Annotated in this window: 10 protein-coding genes; 6 read left to right on the top strand and 4 right to left on the bottom strand. The window is 42.7% G+C overall.

The window, feature by feature from the left end:
• Positions 1–55 precede the first annotated feature (55 nt).
• The gene (locus QUA07_RS02685) at positions 56–904 is read right to left on the bottom strand and encodes an AMP-binding protein (protein WP_333322414.1); all 849 of its coding nucleotides are present in this window, start codon (positions 902–904) and stop codon (positions 56–58) included.
• Between the two features lie 25 nt (positions 905–929).
• Between QUA07_RS02685 and QUA07_RS02680 the strand changes: the two genes are divergently transcribed.
• From QUA07_RS02680 to QUA07_RS02660, 5 genes are read left to right on the top strand one after another with little or no spacing between them, the layout of a single operon-like run.
• The gene (locus tag QUA07_RS02680) at positions 930–1,493 is read left to right on the top strand and encodes a phytanoyl-CoA dioxygenase family protein (protein WP_333322584.1); all 564 of its coding nucleotides are present in this window, start codon (positions 930–932) and stop codon (positions 1,491–1,493) included.
• Positions 1,412–2,296: a hypothetical protein gene (locus QUA07_RS02675; protein ID WP_333322412.1), complete on the top strand. Its 885-nt coding sequence runs from the start codon at positions 1,412–1,414 to the stop codon at positions 2,294–2,296. Before QUA07_RS02680 ends, QUA07_RS02675 begins: the two co-directional genes overlap by 82 nt.
• Complete coding sequence (locus tag QUA07_RS02670; protein ID WP_333322410.1) at positions 2,245–2,895, top strand: Uma2 family endonuclease; 651 nt, start codon at positions 2,245–2,247, stop codon at positions 2,893–2,895. The genes QUA07_RS02675 and QUA07_RS02670 overlap by 52 nt, the downstream gene beginning before the upstream one ends.
• A 48-nt stretch (positions 2,896–2,943) precedes the next feature.
• Positions 2,944–5,217: a glycosyltransferase family 4 protein gene (locus QUA07_RS02665; RefSeq protein WP_333322408.1), complete on the top strand. Its 2,274-nt coding sequence runs from the start codon at positions 2,944–2,946 to the stop codon at positions 5,215–5,217.
• Between the two features lie 11 nt (positions 5,218–5,228).
• Positions 5,229–7,670, top strand: coding sequence for a glycosyltransferase (locus QUA07_RS02660; protein ID WP_333322407.1), 2,442 nt, complete (start codon positions 5,229–5,231; stop codon positions 7,668–7,670).
• A gap of 20 nt (positions 7,671–7,690) precedes the next feature.
• Here QUA07_RS02660 and QUA07_RS02655 read toward each other — a convergent pair whose 3' ends face one another.
• The 3 genes from QUA07_RS02655 to QUA07_RS02645 form a co-directional block, all read right to left on the bottom strand.
• Positions 7,691–9,133: a tetratricopeptide repeat protein gene (locus tag QUA07_RS02655; protein ID WP_333322405.1), complete on the bottom strand. Its 1,443-nt coding sequence runs from the start codon at positions 9,131–9,133 to the stop codon at positions 7,691–7,693.
• A gap of 21 nt (positions 9,134–9,154) precedes the next feature.
• Positions 9,155–14,344, bottom strand: a complete 5,190-nt coding sequence (locus QUA07_RS02650) for a tetratricopeptide repeat protein (RefSeq protein WP_333322403.1) — start codon at positions 14,342–14,344, stop codon at positions 9,155–9,157.
• Between the two features lie 357 nt (positions 14,345–14,701).
• A complete protein-coding gene (locus QUA07_RS02645) occupies positions 14,702–16,072 on the bottom strand; it encodes a calcium-binding protein (protein WP_333322401.1) in 1,371 nt (456 codons plus the stop codon).
• 58 nt (positions 16,073–16,130) lie between these two features.
• Between QUA07_RS02645 and QUA07_RS02640 the strand changes: the two genes are divergently transcribed.
• A complete protein-coding gene (locus tag QUA07_RS02640; protein ID WP_333322398.1) occupies positions 16,131–16,808 on the top strand; it encodes a hypothetical protein in 678 nt (225 codons plus the stop codon).
• The last annotated feature ends 45 nt before the right edge of the window (positions 16,809–16,853 follow it).

Genomic DNA, 16,853 nt, shown 5'->3' with positions numbered 1-16,853 from the left:
GTAGCAATAATTTCCCGGTTGACCTTCGTTGTATAAAGCTATCAGCTTTCATCAATTAGTCATTAACACAAGTTTGTTGACACAAATTAATTCGTTTAAAATGAATTATAAGCGGTGCGAGAATTCCCTCTACCAGTCCGTAATCGGGAAAATAGGGTATCCAAGTCACGGTGACACTGTTGGAGTCGTACCCGCAAGCTTGTTGAAGTTCCGCTAAATGCCACATCAGGTTTTTGCCATCGAGCATCACTCCCTTGGAGGTGGAAGTGGAACCGGAGGTATATTGCAGGTAGGCGAAGGTATCGCCATTAATTTTCGGCAGTTGCCATTGGGAGACTAGCTGGGAGGGAATTTTCTCGGTGGCTGTCCAAGGAATAGTGGCGAGTTGGGGTGTTTTTTCGGCGATTTCTCCCTCTGCCACGTAGTAGTTGAGTAGGAGTGAAGTCCTGCCTTTAAACCAACTGACAAAGCTTCTTGCCTTAAATGTTAAATGGTTGTCGGCACGGCTGGCTAGCAGACTGGCGGTGGTTAAGATTAATGAAGCTCCAGCATCGGCGGCGATCGCCTCCAATCTCGGTAAAATACGTTTTAACCGCGCCGCTTCCGGTGCAGGTGCGGGAATGGCAACAACTCCAGCGTAAAGGCAACCGAAAAAAGTGGCGATGGACTCTAACCCTTGGGGATAAACCAGCAAAACTCTTTCGCCAACAGAGAGTTGAGATTGTAAGTAAGTGGCGATCGCCCTAGCTTTTTCGTCCAAGGAGCGATAGGTTAAACTGGCGATCGGTTTCTCCCCATCTTCTAGGAAAGTATAGGCGATGCGATTCCCCTGCAGGGACGCTGCGCGAACGGGATGTTGGGAAGCGAGATTTTGCAAGAGATTAACGAGAGTGAACAGGGCCATACCTTTGTTTTTTGCCAGATAGCCTATTTTAACTAAACTTACAATTAAGTTACATCCCCTTAAAACACGACCACCTATTGAGGTCAACGAGCAAAATGGCTGTCTTCAACTTGTCAAAAAAAGCAATTTATTGAATTCACAGCTCAGAGCACTTTGGATATTTGAAGGCTTTCCTTACAGCCAAGATATTTTATCAATTATACAGCAACAGTATCTTACTAGCATTCGCATGAAAGCAGGACAGGCATTAATCTATGACAAACGCCTTTTTCACGGTTCACCACCCAATACAACTGCTACTGAAAGAGTGCCTGCTATATGCAGCTTAGTTCCTCAAGAAATTCTCCTTCATTTTTGTTACAGAGAGTCACCAACCTCTGATAAGATAGGATTATTTGAGGTAGAAGATGAATTTTACAATCGCTACATCGTCGGTGAAAAACCAGAAGACGTTAAAAGTTTAGGCATCTTCGATTACGAAGTCGAACCCCTCACTCAGAAATTCTTATGGAAAAACTCGAAAAAGATAGTCAGTTGTCCTCAACAAATAAGCAGGTTGTCTCTCCCCAATCTCAAGGTTGGATGCTAACCGCACAGCAACTTCAAGACGAGCTCACACAGACTCAAGCTGAGCTAAGAAATTCTAACCAACAACTCCACCAAACTCAAGACGAATTAGAGGAACTAAAAATCCAACAATCCCAAACGCAAGCAGAACTGGAACAGTCTCAAACTCAACTGCAAAATCAGTTAACAGAATTTAATGAGCAACTGCACCAAAAAACGAAAGAATTGTCAGCACTAAAAGAAGAACACTCCCAGGCGCGATCGCAACTTGAACGGGAACGGGAACAATTGCAGACAACTCAGACCGAACTCGAACAGTATCGACATCAACTCCAAAAAAATCAAGCTGACTTGGTAGATTCTCACGAAAAACTGCACCAAAAGATGAGAGATTTAGAAATATTAAAAGAGGAACACTCCCAGGCGCGATCGCAACTTGAACGGGAAGGGGAAAAATTGCAGACAACTCAGGCAGAGTTAGAGGCTTATTACCAACAACTCAACCAGGGGCGATCGCAAGTAGAGCAACTACAGTCTCAGCAGCAGCAAAATCGGGCAGAACTAGAGCAGTCTCGACAACAGCTACAGCAAACCCAAGCTCAATTACAACAGTCCGATCTGCAACTGCACGCCACTCAGGCAGAGTTAGAACAGTCTCAAGCTCAACTGCATCAAAAAACAGTAGAATTGCAAAAAGTGAAGTCTCAGCAGCACCAAACTCGACTGGCCCAGATAATTCAGGGGCGAATCCCTAACACAAAAGAGAGGAAACTATGCAAGTCCAACTTAAACAAATCATCGTCCCCCCCGGTCAGCAACTCCTGATGACCGATGTCAGTTGGCAAATGTACGAACAAATGTTAGAGGAGTCTGGTGAAAAACGGGGGTCGCGGATTAATTATAGTCAGGGAATTTTAGAAATTATGGTGCCATTACCGGAACATGAAGATGATAAAATTATTATTAGCAACTTAGTGGAAATTTTGCTGGAAGAACTAGACGTTGAGTTCAGAAATCTGGCTTCTACTACGTTTAAAAGCGAAACGATGCAACAAGGTTTAGAAGCCGATAGCTGTTTCTATATCGAAAACGAAGCAGCCGTTCGGGGTAAAAAACGCATCGATTTAACTGTAGAACCGCCCCCAGATTTAGCCATTGAGATTGACATTTCCTCCCGCACCCAGTTGAATAATTATGAAGCATTAGGAGTCGGAGAATTGTGGCGGTTTAACGGGACAAAATTAGAAATCAACGTGCTGCAAGCGGGGCGTTACGTGCAGGTTACTGAAAGTCTTCATTTTCCCGGCTTGCCATTGCTCGGGGAGGTGATTACCCAGTATTTAGAACAAAGTAAAATCGAGGGAAGAAATAAAACACTGAAAGCCTTTCGAGCTTGGGTGAAGAAACAGATTGAAGAAAGATAGGAAGATTAGGTGTAGGGGCATTAGTGTCAACTTAAAAAGACTTACGCAATGAATCAATTAACTTTACTAAATGAAATCTCTGCAAATCATTTTGCAGTGCGCTTCCAGCAACCCTTTATTGAAAAATTATTTGCCTCCACAGAACCCGTAGCAATCCTCGTCACTCCTGAATATGAAGGCATTTTCCGAAACGGTGGAATTGGCACTTACTATGCTACATTGAGCCAAAAATTAGCAGCCCAAGGTACAGATATTATTTTAATTATATGTCAAACTCAAAAACAATTTCACGGAGAATCAACAGTCCCCCATATCCGCCATATTTTTTCCGCCTACGAAGCACTGCAAGTTTTGGAACTACAGCCGGTTCATCTAGCAATTTTATCTCAATTTAAGGAATGGGACTGGGTAGAATTAGAGAGTTATAAAATCCTCTTTTTGATCCAAGCAATAGCCGCGCACTTTAACAAATCTCCAATTTATGTAGAATTTCCAGATTTGTGCGGACTGGGATATCGCACAATTCAAGCAAAACGTTCAGGGGTGTTAGAAAAAAATTGCGTCACAGCCGTAACAATGCACAGCGGCCAAGAGTGGTTAAATGAAGCCCATGAGAAATATATTATAGAGGGGGGAAATTGGTTTAGAAATGTTTATAGTTACGAGCAATATTCTTTTGAGAATGCAGACTTAGCATTTTTCCTGTCTTATTTCATGGAAGCAAAAGTCAAAAGTTATGGCTGGAAAACTTCTCACGCGGTTCATTTGCCCTACTGTTTCCCAATTGTCGCACCCCTAGATAAAAACCGACTCATGTTAGCGAAAGCCTCGCTTAACCTCAAACGGGAACAGATACCAATTATCTTTTTTGGCAGATTAGAAGAAAGAAAAGGACTCCTGACTTTCAGTGATGCCATTCAGCAATTAGGAGAGAAAATCAGCCAGCAAATTCACATCATATTTTTAGGTAAAAACGTTCCGCTTCATTCTAATCAACTTCAGCCCCAGGATAGTCAGCAATACATCCAGCAAGAACTGGAAGGCAAATTTGATTATACCATATTATCGGACTTATTTAGCCAAGAAGCCATTGCCCTAGTCCACGAATTAGCACCTGCCATTGTTTGCCTTACCAGTCCTCAAGAAAACTTTCCCAATAGTTCTTTAGAAATGGGACAGTTACCCGTAAGTTTAGTAGTTTCAAGTACGGGGGGATTTCAGGAGACATTAAACCTGATTGACCGCTCAAATAGTTTACGATGGTTTTATCCCGGAAACTCCCAGTCTCTAGCAGCCGAAATTGCCAGCGCTATTGACGCTTATCCTGAAACCGTATCCCTTCCCCAACGGGAATTTTTAGAGCAAGTTAATCAAGGGTTATTCAACCAGCGACTAGAGTACATGAAATCGGCATTTTTTCAAACATCTCCCAGTCGCAATCCTTCGTCTAATGAAGATTTATCAACGTCTTTCTTATTAGGGATGACCTCTGTTCAAGAGCAAGTTTTTCTCCAAGATTATGCCCAAAATAAGTATTATGGTAAAGGCGAAATCATCGACTTGGGTTGCTGGCTTGGTTCTGCAACAATTTCTGTAGCCAAGGGATTAGAAAAAAATATTAAAGTAACTGTCAAAGACAAACGCATTCATGCTTACGATATATTCATTTGGGCACCATCCTATATGGATAACTGTGTCAAAGGAACTTCCCTAGAAGGCAGATATAAACAGGGAGATAGTTTTCTGGACGAGTTTGTTCGCAGAATTAGTCCCTGGAGTCACTCGATCGCAGTTTACCCAGGAGATGTGGTTCAAATTGGCTGGAACCAACGTCCTATAGAATATTTATTTGTGGATGCCATGAAAAGCTGGGAACTCACGAAAAGCATTTTCCTAAACTTTTACCCTCATCTAATCCCCATGACTTCTCTGGTACACTATAATGATTTTGCTCACTTTTACACCGCTTGGATTCATCTCTTAATTTACAAACTGAGGCCATACTTCAAACACCATTGTAATCTCTACCAAGCCGCAGTATTTCAATATGTCAATCCTCTACCAATCGACACCTTACTACTGGAACAGGATACTCCCTTTAGTAGCTTTTCTTACGAAGATATTGATCGAGCTTTTGAATACTCACTTGAAATCGTTATCGAGCAATTGCGCCCAAATATTGCCGCAGCAAAAGTCATGGCTTTTATTCATTGGGGAGATTTAGAACAAGCTAAACGCGAACTAATTAAAGCCAGAGAGAAATTTGGAAATATTCTTGAAATCCCAGAAGTAGCAAAACTCTTATCTAAGATATCTGTTTAATTGGTATCATTATGAAAATGCAACCGGAAAATTTAGTATCCCATATCCTCTCTCCTGATAATTCAGAATTAGGCTTTCAGCCCCAATTCTTAAAGGCTTTTAACACCTCAGCTCAAAAAGTTGCGATTTTAGCAAGCAACGAATTTGAAGGATTTTCTAAAAATGGTGGTATCGGCACTTATTATACCACATTGAGCCAAAAATTAGCAGCAGAAGGTTGGTATGTCATCCTCTTGCTTTGCCACAGCCATGAGAACTTCCAAGGGAGATCGCAACTACCAAATCTCCACCACATCTTCTCTACCGGCGAAGTTGAAAAAGTCCTAAATCTTCAACCTATCCACCAAGCAATTTTATCGAAATGCCAAGAAGACTCTATCAGTCAATGCTTTGATGGCGAAAGTTTCTGCTGTTTGTTCTTTACTCAAGCAATTGTTGCTACTTTCCCCGAAGCAGTTGTTTATGTTGAATTTCCCGCAATTTGGGGATTGGGTTATCGCACGATTCAAGCCAAAAAATCAGGTGTGCTAGGTAATAGTTGCCTCGTTGGTGTTACAGATCACGGTGGTTTTGAGTGGTTGCGGGAAGTCAATAGCAGATACACGCTAGATTATCCGAAATGGTTTTGGCAGGCTTGTCACTACGAACAATATTCTTATGACAATGCGGATTTAAGTTGCTTTCCCTCCTACTTTTTAAAGTCAAAAGTAGAAAGTTATGGCTGGAAAACTGCTCATGCTGTTCATTTACCTTATTTTATTCCTATCCTCAACTTATCAGCGGATGTAGGGGCGAAGCATTCGGGCGATAATTTACCGTTAAAAACCCATGTTTTGTGTCCAAATACTTCGCCATCCGAAGGATTAAAAATATCCGATATTCTGACTACTCAACTTGATAGCAAACAGATACCGCTGGTGTTTTTTGGGCGGTTAGAGGAGAGAAAAGGAATCTGTACTTTTGTAGAGGCTCTTCAGTTGCTTAACCCGGATATAGCCGAGAAAATTTACATTCTGTTTCTTGGTAAAATCATCAAATTAGAGTCAACTGTGCTTCAAGGGTTGGATAGTCAGCAGTATATTGATGGCGCTTTAAAGGGTAAATTTTATTACCATGTTTTGCCGGATTTATCCAGCCTAGAAGCAATTAATTTAGTCAGCCAGTCACCGACACCCATTGTCTGTCTTTGCAGCTTGCAAGAAAACTTTCCCAATACCGCTTTAGAGATGGGACAGTTAGCCGTTAGTTTAGTGGTTTCAGATACGGGAGGATTTCAAGAAACCTTAAATTTAATTTCAAGAACCGATGGGGTGCGCTGGTTTGAGCCAGGAGACGCACGCTCGCTCGCCGGCACCATCAGTGAAGCTATCTCAGCTTGTCCTGAAACGCCGATCGCCCCAGAGCGCACTTTATTAGAACAAGTGAATCAAAAATTACTCAACCAAAAACTTGAATATATGAGCGAAGCATTTATCAAATCGGCACCCAAAGAACCTCAAAATCCCCGCGTAACTATAGGCGTAACTTGTTTTTTTGATACAATAAAAGTTTGGGATTGCCTGGAAAGTTTGGCGGGACAAACTTATCAAAATTTAGAAGTTATCGTTTTGTACGAGACACCCGCAGGCGAATCCATACCAGAGGCGATCGCTCTGGCTAAGGAGCAGTTTCCCACCTATGAGTTTGTCGAGTTCGATATTAATAAAAGTTTGGGAGTGGCTTATAACCGCTTGGTAGAACTGGCGACGGGAGAATATTTCTTGCAGTTTGCGGGCGATCGCATCGCACTCCCTCTGATGGTAGAAAAATTTGTCACGGCGGCTTGTGAATCTGATGCCGTAGCTGTCGTATGTCCAGACATGAAGCTGGACAAAGATTTGGAAATTATCAACTCGAATGACGGCTCTTTACTCAAGCTACTGGAATTTAACCAAAGTCAGGACTTGTGCGCTCTATTTGCGGTGGAGTTGCTGCGAGAGTTTCGGTATTCCGAGGTCAGGGATTTGCTAGCTTTAAATTGGCATATTTTAGCTGCTGCGATCGCCACTGGTAAAGAGATTGCCTACTATCCCTATCCCCTCTATCTCTCTGATTCCCACTCTGCGTTCCTTATTAACCCAGCAAAATTCCCAAAAGAACGGTATTATTTGCGTCAATACTTATCTCAAATAGAGGTGTCTCGATGGACTCAGCGCCAACTCAATCTTCTCCTCACCTGCGTAGAACAACTTTGGCAGTCGGAGACACAAAAGCAAAGCCAAATGTGGCAACTTGAGCAAGATAGAAATCGATACCAAGCTTTAGCATCTCAATCCCAAGCTTGGATGCAGACAGCGCTAGAAACCCAAGACGAACTGGATAGCTTGCAATCTCAACTCCAACAGGCTCAAGCTGAAATTGAACGTTTTAAAACAGAACAGCAACAAGTTCAAAAGCCAATCACTACCCGCTAAAACCTCGCTATTAAGATGGGTTAATTCCAATCAAATTTCATGCCCAGATATTCCTCTAATTTCTGGTTGTGAGGTCGGAAAAACTCGGCTAAAGTCTGCCGCAAATCATCGCTTAGAGGATTATAAGACCCCGGATTGTAATTGGAATATTCTGGAAGGGGATAATCCGGCACCCCCAAAAACTCGAAAACTTGAGTTAGAGTAGCCGCTGGATTAGCATAAAAGTCTTCACTCCTTAAAATCAAAAACTGTTCTCTCGGAAATACAGCCATCCACTTCTTGATAAAGTGGAAATACCAACCCAATAATAAATAACCTTTTTCTGTCTGCCAGTAGGTAAATTCATCTTCACCATCAGATGAGAGATGTTCTATTTCTGAAGCAATTACCTCAGCAAAAGCCCTTTGTTCGCTGCCATAATTAACCAGCATTTTATAATGAGAAAATGCTCGGATTATTGGATTTCTTAGAATTAAAATAAGTTTAATGTTAGGAAAAATTAAGGCTAGTTTTTGGGATGAACTTTGGCTCCCAAAATACCAAGGAGTTGCTTCTCCGGTCAAAAAAATAGATTGTTTTGGAATCGGAGGAAACTGAGAGAAATAATAGTCAATCCCCTTATCAAAAATTTCCATAGATAATCCCACTTCTTTTCTAATAGCTGGTAAAATATTAGGGTGTTCGGTTAAGTAGGCATATAAAGAACTGGTACCGCCTTTGCCGGCACCAATGATGAGAAAATGAGGGTGGCGTGGGTTCTTTGTATCCCAATAATTTTTAGCAAAATCAGGTCGTGTCTGTAGGATTTGCCTGTAACAGGCGTTGTGATAACACGAGATAGCCTCTGCCAAGTTTCCTTGATAAGTTAATAAATCTCCCAAACCGATGTAAGACAGAGCAAAATTAGGATGGTTCTGAATTACGTAACGATAGCAGCGAACTGCTTTCTCCAAGGCTAGGGGATTTTCTATTTCGTATTTTATAGAGTAACTTACTCTATAGTATTCTATTAAGTTATAGTGCGCTTCAATAAATAGCGGTTCAATCTCAATCGCTTTGAGACAACAAGATATAGCCTCTTCTAGCTTCCATTGTCGTTGAAAGATTTCCCCCAATCGATAAAAAGTTTGATAAGCATCTGGTTTTAGCTCAATTGCAGATCGGTAGGCAGCGATCGCCTCTTCTAACTTTCCTTCCTTGACCAATCGCTCGCCTAGCGCATTATACATTTCAAAAGCAGCATCGACTTCTCCTCGCTCTTGCAGCACACCAGCCAAGGTTTTCGAGCTACCTGTCAAAGTGGGGTGAATTTTGAGTGCAGTTTCACAAGCTGTGACTGCCTCATCAAGTTGACCCCGTTTGTAATATAATTCTGCCAAATTGATGTAAATTTCGGCGTTATCTGGCTTAATTAGCAAGGCTTTTTGATAATGTACAATTAATCTATCAATTTGCTCAGACATGGGGGCTTTTCATCTCAAAATTTAGAAGATTCTAGGTTTTAGCTTAATAGCGCGGCGATAACAGACAGTTGCTTCATCAGTTTTCCCCTGTGCCGCTAGAATATCGCCCAAGTTTCTGTGCGACCAAGAATAATCGGGGTTTACTTCAATTGCTTTGCGGTAGGAGAGTACCGCTTGCTCCCATTCACCTTTACTCGACTGAACTTTTGCCAAGTTATGATAATGCCAAAATGAAGGAGAAGGATTAGTTTCTATCGCGCGATAGTAGCTAGATATTGCTTCCTCTCGCTTACCTTGTGCTGCTAAAACTTCGGCGAGTTCGTGATGAAACCAACAATGATTGGGGTCAATCTCAATAGCGCGACGGTAGGCAGCCACCGCCAACTCCCAGTCCTTCTTCCGAGCAAAAGCCTTACCTAAATCTAAGTGAATAGCTGGATTTTCAGGGAAGGTCTGGAGCATTGTTTGATATAAATTAATCGCTTCATCCAGCCGATTGTGGTTCACCAAAGTAGTGCCCAACTGTAAACCAATTTCCGGCGATTTTTGCTTAATTTCTAGGAACTCGTGATAAGTCTTTACTTCATTGGCATTGACTTTAATCGCCTTGTGATACCAGTTAAAGGCTGCATCTAAATCTAATCTAGCTCGTTCTCGGAAAGCACCCGCTAATTTGCTTTCAATGCCCGGTAGTTCGGGGTTGAGCTCGACAGCCCGAGAGTAGGCCGCGATCGCCTCCTCCCAATACTGGCATTGCGCTAGCGCTTCCCCTAAATTGTAGAAAGTCCAAGCCCAGTTTGGGTTAAGCTGTGTAGCATAAAGGTAGGGAGCGATCGCCTCCTCCCACCGTTGTAATTTAATCAGTATATCTCCTAAATTATTGTGCGACCAAGAATTATCCGGGTTTAACTCAATTGCCCGACGATACACACTGACGGCTTCATCCAACTTATTCAGCTTTGTTAGCGCATCTCCTAATTGATGATAAACTTCCGCCGAATTAGGATTAAACAGGATAACTTTTCGGTAACTAATAACGGCTTCTTCCCAAGATTCTTGTGCAGACAAAGCCTTTGCCAAACCATAATGTGACCCCGCATTATCCGGTTTAACTTGAATGGAATGACGGTAAGCATTAATTGCCCTTTCCCACTCCTGTTTCCTGCTCAAAATTTCCCCAATATTATGATAAGCTGGTGATAACTTAGGATTCAACTGAATAGCCAGACGATAACACGCCACCGCCTCATCAACTTTCTCCTGTCCCAACAGCGTATTCCCCAGAACTAAGCATTGCTCTGCGGTGGTTCCTCGCGGTTCTAAATTCACTGCCTTATACGAACAAATTGCTGCTTCATCGGTGGCACCAATTCGCTCAAAAATGTTCGCCAACTTTCGATAAAATTCTGCGATTTTAGGCTGTAAGCTAACTGCTTTTTGGTAACAATTAATTGCATCTTGCCATCGTTGCTGCTGTGCGAAAACATTACCAAAACTTGCCCAAGCCTCAGCAAAATTTGGTTGTATTTCTAACACTTTAAAATAACAATTTTTTGCCTCTTCGAGTTTCCCACTCACTTGCAGCGCTTCCCCCAATATATGGTAAGCACCAACAGCCTGGGGTTGAAGTGAAATTGCTCGTTGACACAGCGCGATCGCCTCAGACAATTTCCCCTTATTATAATAATGTTTTGCCAAAACAATTAACGCATCGGCATCTTCAGAAGTAAGCGAATCTAGCAATTTATGGCTATCATGTAGCTTGTTTTTAGGGCTAGATAAATCCAACAGTTTCGCCGATTTATGGCTATCAAAAACCCCATTTTTTTGGGTGGATAAATCCGACACATCCGCCGGGTTAGTTAATTCTATAGCTTTTTGATAATAAACTAACGCCTCTTCTAATTTTCCTTGGCGCTTCATAGCTTCCCCCAAATTTTGATAAGCTCCTACCAAATTGGGGTTTAATTCCAAAGCGCGTTGGTAACAATAAATGCCCCGACTAATATCATCTAACCGCACAAAAATATTTCCCAGATTGACGCATTCTTGTGCTGAAAATTTTTCCGGTTCCAGACTCAGTAAAGCATACCAACAGTCTGCCGCATCGCTCGGTTTATTTAACTGGGTCCAAACCTTTGCTAAATTGCGGTAAGCTGCCGTTAAACTAGAGTCAATGTGTATTGCTTGTTGATAATACTTTATGGCTGAATCCCACTGTTGCTGCTGTGCGTATAAACTGCCTAAGTTTACATAAGCTGCGGCAAAATTAGGCTGAATTTCAATCGCTTTAATGTAGCAGTGTCGGGACTCTTCAATCTTACCTTTTGCGTGCGAAATATTGCCCAGAATTTTGAGAATCGGTGCTGACTTCGGTTGAATATTCAAAGCTTGCAAACAAGTTGTTTCTGCTTCTTCTAATTTTCCTTGTGTTAAATAAACTTCGGCTTGTTCATTTAACTGCGCTAGGGTAGCTTCAGAATTGATAGTAGTTTGCATAGAAGTGGGTTTGGCTGCAGAAGGATACTGCACTGCGGTAGCTTCAGAATTGATAGTAGTTTGCATAGAAGTGGGTTTGGCTGCGGAGGGATACTGCACTGCGGTAGCTTCAGAATTGATAGTAGTTTGCATAGAAGTGGGTTTGGCTGCAGAAGGATACTGCACAGCGGTAATTTCAGAATTGATAGTAGTTTGCATAGAAGTAAGTTTGGCTGCAGAAGGATACTGCACAGCGGTAATTTCAGAATTGATAGTAGTTTGCATAGAAGTAAGTTTGGCTGCAGAAGGATACTGCACAGCGGTAATTTCAGAATTCATAGAATTTTGCTTCTGAGTCGGCTTCGCGATTATTGAGGAATTATGATTTATTATATTGGCAATTTTCATCATTTCTTCCAATTGGCTAAAGCTAACTTTAATATCTTCGGTCAGCGGATTTTGATACATCAGCTCTCGGATGGGATAACAGGCAAATACCTCCCCTATTAAATAGTAATGTTCTAGCCCTACAAGTTGACTGATGATACAATAATAAGGTCTAAGATAGTGAGGAGAAACAAGTTCAATAATTTTAGTACCATTGCGGCAAAAAATAATATTAGTTAACCCACTACCATGCGGGGCTATAATTATTTTAGCATGATAAAATAGCGCAATCTGTTCCACTACCGACAAAGATTCTGTTACAAAAGTTTGAAAACCGAATTTAGCCAGGTAATCAATCACTTCTCCTTCATTGATTACCCGCCGATATTGAGACTTGGCTCGACTAATGTAAATACGTTCTGGGTAAGGGGAACTTGACGATGAAATTTGTTTTAGAAATTGCTGCCGTAGAAATTTCAAAGCGGTCGGTTGCAGCCAACCGAGCGAACCCGAAAAAGATGGTACAATGAGTTTTTTAGCTTGAATGTAAGGGTGGCGATCGCTCTCGATAATCTTGGATGGTGAAATTCCTAACAGTAAGAGCGTTTCTCGCTGAAAAGGTTGCGCGATGCTATTAACTAAAAACCCATCTATTTTCTCCCAATCTACCTTACTTTGACGTAAAATGTCGAGCCGGGGCAGAATATCCACCATCCAATGAAAGTAAACATTTCCAGAAAGTCCAGATAATACTGCAACTGTCCCATCAATTTGTTCTAATATTGGTAATTCTTCTAAATTAAAAACCCGATGTTTGTTTGTATCATGTTGCATACACCCCGGCAAAGAACCAGGATACTCACGAGAAACATCTGTTAACAGATAATTATCGGGAGTAATAATAGCAATAGCATTACAAATCATCCAAGAGTTTTTTTGCGGAACAACCCAAGCGCGCCCCTCTGGAATTCCCGCTACAAAATTACTGGGTGTATCAATAGAAATGTTCGCTCCCTTATTAAAAACATGAATTCCTAACCCCTGATGAATGGGAGCAAACTGCTGGTAAATTCGCTTCAAGCACGGCGTGCAGTTTAATCCCTCACATCCCGCTTGGAAGGCATCAAAGTTAAGTAATTTGCTACAGATTGGATTAGACTCAAATTCCGTCTCAACACCAACAGACATCTCTAATAAGCCCTGTGGAACAGGCATTTTGGCTCCATTTGACTTGCTTTTATGGAAATGGCTAATATAGCTAGCCCCCTTTAATTCTGTGGTAATAACCCAATCTTTTGCAGATAAAGCGCCTTTGGGAAGCGAGTTTGATCTCATTTTTTCCAACTGAAAGTAAATCAAACTAGCATTTGGTTGAATAATTCTTGCGATTTGGTCTACTATCACTGCCGCCTTGAGCCGTTTCTGTTTTACTAAACAATGATTCACCCGCCCTAAAATATCTACGTCATTAGGTTTAACCTGTAAAGCTTTATGATAATATTTTTCTGCTTGTTTGTATTCACCATACTGGAATAAAACATTTCCTAAATGAACGTAAGTTTGCCAGAGATTGGCATAAACTTCGGGAGCGTTTGATTGTCGCTGTAGTGCTTGAAGAAATCTGGCACAGGCAATTTTAGCTTGTCCCAGTTCGTCAATTTCTTTACCTTCTACAGAGCTTTCGTGTATAGTTTGGAGAACCAGAGCGCAGTAAGCTTCAACAAATGTCGGCTGTAGGGAAATTGCCTGCTGAAAGCACGCCATTGCTGCATCCAGCTTGCCTTCTGCCATGAGAGAATAGCCCCACTCACTATAAGCTGAAGCGTTACCGGGAGCGAGTTCTATCACCTTCTCAAAACACCGACCCGCCGACCCGTGCTGACCTTGGCTCTGCCAAACTTGGCCGGCGTTATAATGAGCTAAAACCAGATCGGGCTGTAATCGAATCGCCTCGATGTAAGCAGATATAGCGTCACCAACTTTTCCTTGTGCCTGAAGTGCTTGACCGAGGTTATTATGTAAGGTAGCCCAGTTGGGGGAAAGAGCGATCGCTTGTTGGAAAACCTCGATCGCCTCGAATAACTTATCCAGCTTGACAAGAACGCAACCCAGATTGCTGTAAGCTTTGACATAATCAGGTTTAAGGGCGATCGCTTGTCGGTAGTTGCTTTCTGCTTCAGGTAGCAGATACCGCTCGTCAAGGACGACTCCAAGATTATAGTAAGCGGTTGCATTGTTGGGTTCGCGGGCGATCGCTTGCCGATAGCTAGTTTCCGCGTCCGTTAATTCTTCTTGTGGGTAAAAGACGTTACCGCGACTATAGTAGATATCTGCCTTGTTTTCCACGATCGCTATCAAATGGGGAATTGGGGAATGGCAACCTAAAAGCCTTGAAACATTCGATTGCTTGTTCTTTCGGGAAACAGGTTTAGCTTTATCATATCAATTCCGGCAGTCAGGCCGGAATGATATCAAATCCGCGGTTCATCGTCGGGCGTAAAGTCAAATCCCGATGCCAACAAATAATTCGCGCAATTTTCATTTTTTTGACCCCTCCTTCTACAGTCAACAGTCAACAATCACGGACGGTGCAACCGGAATCGATATCACTCCTAGACACAGCATCACCATTTACTAGGGGCAACTGTGAGGGATTTGCCCCTAGTAAACGCACTTGTGTAGAGGCTTTGCCTCCATAGATATTTACACGATATCAAAGTCGTTGGAAGTGATATTCAGATTCGGTTGAAGCTGCATTAACGGTACTTCATTCCCTAGCGTACCCAAAGAATTGTAGTACACCAAACCGCTTGTTTTGTCGTAAATTACCCGAGCCGGACTCGCGCCCTGATTATTGACGTTAAAGTTATTAGTAACGCTGAAAAGATTTGCTGGCAACGTACCTGGTTGCAACACGGGCAAGGCCCTGCGATCCAATTGAATCTTATCTTGTGCTGGTGTGAAATCAGTCAACGTATCTAACCCAAAAGGATTTCCGTTTAGGCCGCCACCAACTGATACCGCTGATTCGCCCGATTCGAGATACTGGAACTGGAACGTATCTGCCCCCTCGTCCCCTGCTATTAAGTCATTGCCGACCCCACCAAACAAGAGATCGTTGCCGGCACCACCACAGAAGGTGTTATTTCCTGTACTGCCATAAATAGTATCATTGCCATCACCACCGCAACTTGTATCGTTGCCCTCATCGCCAAACAGCAAATCATCTCCCCTGCCGCCGTCAACGATATCATTACCCTGATTTCCGTATAATGTATCATTACCTTCACCGCCAGAAAGCGAATCCTCACCTTCATTGCCAAAAAGCAAGTCATTTCCAGACCCTCCAAATAGCAAGTCACGCCCTTGAGAATCTAGATTGTTCGGATTTCTAGTACCACCGTATACAGTATCATTGCCCTCACCACCTACAAAGGTATCATTACCAATTTCGCCCCAGAGCAAGTCATTATCTTTGCCACCCAAAACGATATCATTACCCTTTCCGGCATAAATAGTATCGTTGTTAATTCCACCCGCGATCGCATCATCCCCACGATTGCCAAAGAGCAAATCTCCCCGATCATTTGTATCCGTAGTATTTGGATCGCCGTAATCACCGATAATCGTATCTTGACCTTGACCGCCATAAAGAGTATCAGGCCCTTTTTCGCCATAGATCAAGTCATCTCCTTTACCCCCATAAGCGAGATCGTTGCCATTATCGCCAATGATGGTATCGTTTTGTTCCATCCCAAACAGTAGATCGTTGCCACTACCACCAAAGATTAATGCAGGTTGATTCTGCATTTGGGCAGACAAAGGTTGATTCTGATTGCGCTTCAATAAATCTATGACACCACCATAGATCGTGTCATCGCCACTGCCACCAATTAAGGTATTTGCACCGAACTCACCCCAGATTAAGTTATTGCCGTTGCCGCCAAAAATAAGATCGTTGCTTCCTCCATCAAAGATTAAAATGTCATCGTTAACCCCACTGTCGGGAAAACTGCGACCATTATCGCCAATAATCGTGATGCGCCCGTCGCTAGTAACTTTTGGCGGTTGCACTGGTGACTGAAATATAACCGTTGGCGGTTCTGGGAGTTCTGGACACTCTGCGTCTAAATTGAGTAAGCTGACTTGGGTGGTAATGAGAGTTGGGCTTGAACTTGGAGATGGTGACAGGATTGGAGAAGCAGTCGCTGTTGAGTTGTTGGGGGTTGTTACTGGTGGTATTGACTCAGTAGAAGAACCATTACTTGGGGAGGGTGGCAAGATTGGAGAAGAAGGCGCTGTTGAGTTGTTGGGAGTTGTTACTGGGGATGATGGCGTTGTAGAACCACCATCACCACTTGATGATGGCGGTGTAGAAGTACCATCACCGCTCGATGAGGGGGGTGTAGAAGTACCATTACCGCTCGATGATGGCGGTGTAGAAGTACCATCACCGCTCGATGAGGGGGGTGTAGAAGTACCATCACCACTTGATGATGGTGGTGTAGAAGTACCATCACCACTCGATGAGGGGGGTGTAGAAGTACCATCACCACTTGATGATGGCGGTGTTTCGACGCCTTGGATATCCATACCGCCCGCAGGAAGGGGGGGAGAGGGCAGGATTGGGGAAGAAGGCGCAGTCGAATTGTTGGGGGTTGTTACTTGGGACATTAGGTTTTTTGGAAATAAAAATTATTCACGCTGCGTGATAACCGCGCATCAAACCAATTGCTCTTATGCGCCGAAACCCATTTTTAAGGATTTGAGCTTTCCTCTGCTAGGAGTGAGGGGACTGAAAGCATCTTGAAAGCCTTTTTTTTGTTTGAGTGCGTGATGCCTAACCTGCATAGAA

The sequence above is a fragment of the Microcoleus sp. T3_A4 genome, from assembly GCF_036700465.1.
Lineage (GTDB): Bacteria > Cyanobacteriota > Cyanobacteriia > Cyanobacteriales > Microcoleaceae > Microcoleus.
This window is presented reverse-complemented; position numbering and strand designations above follow the sequence as displayed.